The sequence below is a fragment of the uncultured Demequina sp. genome, assembly GCF_913055775.1.
Taxonomy (GTDB): domain Bacteria; phylum Actinomycetota; class Actinomycetes; order Actinomycetales; family Demequinaceae; genus Demequina.
Genome location: NZ_CAJXJX010000196.1, coordinates 1 through 2,933 on the forward strand (window position 1 = coordinate 1; position 2,933 = coordinate 2,933).

Sequence of the window (2,933 nt, forward strand, 5' to 3'; positions counted from 1 at the left end):
GGGCGCGGTGGCCCCCGCCGCGGTGGCGGCACGCGTGAAAGCGGGGACGAGCCACGCAGGCACGGTCGACACTGGCATGGAGACCTCGCTGGACGGTTCGGGGACGGCGATCGTCTCCAGTCTGCTCCCGTCGCGCCACTTCGCCAAGCCCGCGGCGAGGTGCGTGAGGAATCCGACGCCCGTGAGCCGGGCGCACGATCACCGATAGACTGGTGCGGCACCGAATCCGCGGTGCCCAAGACTCACGCGAGGTTGATGTGCCCACCGGCAAAGTGAAGTGGTTCGACTCCGACAAGGGGTTCGGCTTCATCGCGAGCGACGAAGGCGATGAGGTGTTCCTGCACGCGTCCTCCCTGCCCGCCGGCGTCACGTCGCCCAAGCCGGGATCGCGCGTGGAGTTCTCGATCGCGGATGGCCGCCGTGGCCCGTCCGCCATGGGCGTCGCCCTCCTCGACCCGGTGACCACCGTCTCTCAGGGCCTGCGCAAGAAGCCCGAGGAGATGACGGTCATCGTCGAGGACCTCATCAAGATGCTCGATGGCGTCTCGACGTCGCTGCGCAAGGGGCGCTACCCCGAGCCGGCCCGTGGCCAGAAGGTCGCCGCCGTGCTGCGCGCCGTCGCGGACCAGCTGGAGGCCTGACCCATGGACGCTGTGCTCGAGGGCGCGGTCGATCTCGCGCGCGACGCGGCGGTCGAGGCAGCGGACGGCGCGGACCTCGTGGGCGACCACCTGAGCGCCACGTCCGTCAGCGATCGGCTCGTCACCCATCTGTTCGCGTGCACCCTGCCCGGCTATCGCGGCTGGGTGTGGTCGGTGACGCTGTCGCGCGCCCCGCGCGGCAAGGAGGCAGCGATCTGCGAGGCGCACCTCGTCGCCGCGGACGACGCCCTGCTGTCCCCGCCCTGGGTTCCGTGGGCGGAGCGGGTCCAGCCCGGCGACATCAAGCCGGGGATGGCCGTGCCGCGTTTCGACCCGGACCCGCGCCTGGAGCCCGGGTACACCGTCACCGATGCCGAGGACGAGGAGGCGGTGGCCATCTGGGAGCTGGGACTCGGGCGCGAGCGGGTCCTGGGTCCGCTCGGCCGAGACGAGGCCGCCGAGCGTTGGACCGCCCGCGCGCAGGAGATCGGCTCGACGTCTGCGGACGGCTCGAGCACGACGGGCGCCGTGGGCGAGTTCGTGATTCCCTTGGCGGGATCGATGCGCCTGCACTTCGGCGTGTGCGCCAACAAGTGGTGCCCGTTCGACGGCACCGTCGTCCCCGTCGATCACGAGTGCCATGGGCAGCCCCAGTCCGCCCCGGAGCGGTCCGCGGCGCTGTGGCCCGCCAACAACCCGGTCTTCGACACCGACGCCTCGGTCGCGCTGGACCTCAGCACTCCCGAGCCGGCTGAGTCCACGACGGCCGATGCGACGGCTGAGACGGCCACGGCGGCTTCAGCGGCCGCGGAGGCGCCGGAGGTGACGCCCGAAGCGGAGGCGACGCCTGAAGCCGCGGCGGAGCCCGATGCGGCCGCACCGGCCGAGGCGCCCGATGTGCCCGAGGCTCCCGAGGCTCCCGAGTCGGCCACCGCATCGGCCGAATCCGAGCCCGAGGCGACCGCTGACCCCGAGCCCGCGACCGCATCGGCCGAACCGGAGCTGCCGGCACAGGAGGAGCGCGAGCGGGCCGAGCCCGACGCCGAGCCCACTCCCGACGCGACCGCCGAGACCGAGCCGGCCACCGCATCGGCCCCGGAGCCCGGCGACGTGCCTGGCGACGCCGAGGGCGACCGCTGACGGGCGGTTCCGCACCAGCCCCCCGGCGCGCCGCCGTGCGCGCCCTCGCGACGAGCACCTACGTCCCGACGTTCCTGGCGGAGCTCGGCCTGGGTGCCATGCTGCCGCTATTCGCGCTGTCGGTGCTCCGCATGGACCACTCCGCGGCGGTCGCGGCCGCGTCCGCGGTCATCTACGCGGGCGGGCGCATGGGTGGCTCGGCGTGGGGAGGGAGCCTCTCGGCGCGGCTGGGGCCCGTGCGGGCGGCGCTGGTGGGACTCGCCGCGCTCGCCGGAGGAGCTGTCGTGTGCGCGGTCTCGCCGGTGCTGGTGCCGTTCCTCGCGGGGGTGGCGCTCATCGGCTTCGGCCACGCGGGCTATCACGTGGCGCGCCAGGGGCAGGTGGAGTCGCTGGTGCTGGCCGTGTTCCGCGCCCGCGCCCTCACCACGCTCGCCGGGACCTGGCGCATCGCCAACTTCATCGGGCCGCTGCTGGGAGCGGCGGTGATCGCGGCGTGGGGACTGCGCGCGGCCTACGCTTTCGCGGCGCTCACTGTCGTGGCCGCTATCGTCGCCCTGCGCGCGAGCAGTTCGTGGCGCCGCCGCCCGCCCCGTCCGGCGCGGTCCGAGCTGAGACATCTCGACGTGATCCGCAGCTCGTGGCCCATCCTGCGCACGCTGGGGCTCGCGGTGCTGCTCACCGGAGCGGTGCGGGCGGCGAGGATCGTGGTGATCCCGCTGTGGGCGGAGTCGATCGGCATGAGCGACTCCGCGGTCTCGCTGATCTTCGCGGTGTCCGCCGGGGTCGACATGCTGCTGTTCTACCCGGCGGGCGCGGTGATGGACCGATGGGGCCGCGCATGGACCGCGGTGCCGTCGACGCTGCTGATCGCGGCGGGGACGCTGCTCCTGCCCTTCACCAGTGGGCCCACCGGCGTCGCGATCGCCGCCGTGCTGCTGGGCGTGGGCAACGGCTGGGGATCAGGGGTGCTGATGACGCTGGGCGCTGACGTGGCGCCGGTTCACGGCCGGGACGTGTTCATCGGCACGTGGATGATCCTGCAGGACGCCGGGGGACTTGCCGGCCCGGCGCTCATCTCCGGGCTTGCGGCCATGACGCTGTCCACCGGCTTCTTCGTGGTGGGCGGTCTGGGGATCGTGACGGCGGGTGCGC

At 73.5% G+C, this 2,933-nt stretch carries 4 protein-coding genes; all 4 read left to right on the plus strand.

The genetic code is table 11. From position 1 onward, the window contains the following. Window positions 1-208 (plus strand): hypothetical protein (locus QZ483_RS13375; RefSeq protein ID WP_297084844.1); only part of this gene is annotated, 208 nt, incomplete at its 5' end. Window positions 209-257: 49 nt separating this feature from the next. Next, window positions 258-641 (plus strand): cold-shock protein, encoded by a 384-nt coding sequence (locus QZ483_RS13380; RefSeq protein ID WP_297084846.1) that lies wholly within the window; start codon window positions 258-260, stop codon window positions 639-641. Window positions 642-644: 3 nt separating this feature from the next. Continuing rightward, the gene (locus QZ483_RS13385; RefSeq protein WP_297084848.1) at window positions 645-1,781 is read left to right on the plus strand and encodes a DUF3027 domain-containing protein; all 1,137 of its coding nucleotides are present in this window, start codon (window positions 645-647) and stop codon (window positions 1,779-1,781) included. A 35-nt stretch (window positions 1,782-1,816) separates the two neighbouring features. Further along, a partial coding sequence (locus QZ483_RS13390; RefSeq protein ID WP_297084849.1) for an MFS transporter occupies window positions 1,817-2,933 on the plus strand: 1,117 nt, incomplete at its 3' end.